The 2404-nt window shown below is 60.3% G+C and carries 3 protein-coding genes; all 3 read left to right on the top strand.

The annotated features are described in order from the left end of the window. Nucleotides 1–79 precede the first annotated feature (79 nt). Nucleotides 80–475, top strand: coding sequence for an IS66-like element accessory protein TnpA (tnpA, locus tag QCE48_RS31500; RefSeq protein WP_075584344.1), 396 nt, complete (start codon nt 80–82; stop codon nt 473–475). Further along, nucleotides 472–807 carry an IS66 family insertion sequence element accessory protein TnpB gene (tnpB, locus tag QCE48_RS31505; protein WP_035936668.1) on the top strand — a complete coding sequence of 112 codons (336 nt, stop codon included), beginning with the start codon at nt 472–474 and terminating at the stop codon, nt 805–807. The genes tnpA and tnpB overlap by 4 nt, the downstream gene beginning before the upstream one ends. 67 nt (nt 808–874) lie before the next feature. Further along, nucleotides 875–2404, top strand: a 1530-nt coding sequence (tnpC, locus tag QCE48_RS31510; RefSeq protein WP_309794461.1) for an IS66 family transposase, incomplete at its 3' end; no start/stop codon positions are given.

Below are 2404 nucleotides of genomic sequence, written 5' to 3' on the forward strand. Positions count from 1 at the left end.
GTAAGCGCCCGGTGATGGCATCTTGAATCGATGTAGCAGCCTTGGGAGCATCGTGTCCACTTAACGAATAGGTGGACAAGTGAACACTAATGACCAGGATGCCCCTTTGGGTCGCCGCAAACGGCGGCGATACACGGATGAATTCAAAGCGGAAGTAGTCGCAGCCTGCCAGGGACCAGGCGTGTCGGTTGCCGCGATCGCGTTGATGCATAAACTGAATGCCAACTTGCTGCGGCGTTGGTTGGAGAAAGCCGAGAGCGGCGCAACGACGACGGGCAGTGATGTCGTGGCAATGAAGCCGTCAGCGGCGGCGCCCATACCACCTGCTTTCGTCCCACTTCAAGTAAGCGATGCGAATAGTCATCAAAGGGAAATACGCGTCGAAGTAAGGCGCGGCCATCAATCAATCACGGTCAGTTGGCCGACGTCAGACGCGGCCCAGTGCGCAGCGTGGTTACGCGAGTGGCTGAAGTGATCCGCATCGACGAGGCGTGGCTCGCAGTCGACCCGCTGGACATGCGAGCGGGTTTCGATACAGTACTCGCGCGCGTGGTTGCCGTGTTTGACGCTGCTCATCCCCACCACGCCTATCTCTTCACCAACCGTCGGGCCAACCGCATGAAGGTGCTCGTGCATGACGGAATCGGAATCTGGCTGGCAGCACGACGGCTGAACCAGGGACAGTTCGTCTGGCCGCAGCCCGGAACTGACACGCGCCGGGCGATCACGCAGGAGCAACTGGCCGGACTCGTGCTCGGATTGCCGTGGCAGCGCATTGGCAAGGACGGCGTGATTCGCGTGGTGTGAGCCGGCCCGCGGCAATCGGTGCGTGTGCCAATACCCTTGTTGCACGGGCTTTGGCACACTATTGGTCATGATCGATAGGACACAACTCCAGGACATGAGCGCAGACGATCTGCGTGCGCTCGCCCTGGAATTGATGACCGAAGTCCAGGCGAAACAACACATCGTCGATCGCACGGAAGCAGCACTACGATTCAGCGACGCGAAGCTCGCGCAACTCACGCACGAAATGGCCGTACTTAAACGCTGGAAGTTTGCGGCCCGAAGCGAGAAGCTCGGTCACGAGCAGCAAAGCCTGCTCGATGAAGCTAGCGATGCCGACCTGGCCGCCATCGAACTCGAGTTGGAGAGGCTGTCCACCGAGCCAAAGACCAAAGGCGCGCCGAACAAACCGCGCCGGGCGCCGCTTCCGGCGAACCTTCCACGTGTCAATGTCCATCACGAGCCCGAGTCGACCGTCTGCGGCTGTGGCTGTGAGCTCAAGCGCATCGGCGAGGATGTCAGCGAGAAGCTCGATTACACGCCGGGCGTGTTCACCGTCGAGCGTCACGTTCGTGGCAAATGGGTGTGCGCTCGCTGCGAAACCTTAACTCAGGCACCGGTGCCGGCGCACGTCATCGATAAGGGCATCCCGACGGCGGGCCTGCTGGCTCACGTGCTTGTTTCGAAACACGGTGATCACCTTCCGCTGTACAGACAAGAACGCATCTTCGCGCGTGCCGGCCTGGCCATTCCCCGATCAACACTGGGCCAATGGGTGGGCACGTGTGGCGTTCAACTGCAGCCGTTAATCGACGCGCTAAAAGAGAAGATCCTGAAGCATCGCGTGTTGCACGCCGACGAGACACCGATTTCGATGCTCAGTCCGGGAAAGGGGAAGACGCACCGCGCTTATCTCTGGACTTATTGCCCGGGAGCATTCGAACCATTGAAGGCGGTTGTCTACGACTTTGCCGAGAGCCGCGCGGGCGAACATGCGCGAGCCTTCCTTGACCCATGGCGCGGCCACTTGGTGTGCGATGACTTCGCGGGCTATAAGCAGCTGTTTGCCCAAGGCGTGACCGAGGTTGGTTGCCTGGCCCACGCGCGCCGTAAGTTCTACGACTTGCATGTTGCCAGTCGAAGCCAGATTGCCGAAGATGCCTTGCGCTACATCAGCCAGCTGTACGATGTCGAGCGCGAGGCGCGTGATCTCTCCCCCGAGAATCGATTGGAACTTCGCCAACGATGCGCGCGTCCCGTCGCCGAAGCATTGCACACCTGGATGGTTCTGCAGCGTGCACACGTGAACGAAGGTTCGTCCATAGCGAAGGCGCTCGACTACAGTCTGCGGCGGTGGGCAGCGCTCACCCGATATCTCGACGATCCGCAGCTTCCCGTCGATAACAATTGGTGCGAGAACCAGATAAGGCCGATTGCCGTCAGCAGAGGGAACTGGCTCTTCGCGGGTTCCGCGCGAGCAGGCAAGCGATCGGCTGCAGTGATGAGTCTCATCCAGTCGGTCAAGCTTAATGGGCACGATCCCTATGCCTATCTGAAAGACATCATGACGCGGCTCCCTACACAGCCCGCCAGCCGGCTTGACGAGTTGCTGCCGCAC

It is taken from the genome of Caballeronia sp. LZ024 (assembly GCF_031451455.1).
In the GTDB taxonomy this organism is placed as follows: Bacteria; Pseudomonadota; Gammaproteobacteria; order Burkholderiales; family Burkholderiaceae; genus Caballeronia; species Caballeronia telluris.